Below are 249 nucleotides of genomic sequence, written 5' to 3' on the forward strand. Positions count from 1 at the left end.
ATACTGGCCGACGGCGACCGAGCCGACGAAGGACACCGCCTTCACCTGCGGGTGCTTGAGCAACTGGTCGACCTGTTCCTTGCCGCCATGCACCACCTGCAGCACGCCCTTCGGCGCACCGGCCTCGAGGAACAGCTCGGCGAGCCGCACGCTGGTCAGCGGCACCTGCTCGGAAGGCTTGAGGATGAAGGCGTTGCCGCAGGCGATGGCCAGCGGGAACATCCACAGCGGGATCATCGCCGGGAAGTT

At 66.7% G+C, this 249-nt stretch carries 1 protein-coding gene; it reads right to left on the reverse strand.

Annotated elements, in window-relative coordinates; all coding sequences use genetic code 11:
- Window positions 1-249 (reverse strand): aldehyde dehydrogenase family protein (locus HJG58_RS18745; protein ID WP_170249811.1); only part of this gene is annotated, 249 nt, incomplete at both ends.

This window comes from Acinetobacter geminorum (assembly GCF_013009345.1).
GTDB classification, from domain to species: Bacteria; Pseudomonadota; Gammaproteobacteria; order Pseudomonadales; family Moraxellaceae; genus Acinetobacter; species Acinetobacter geminorum.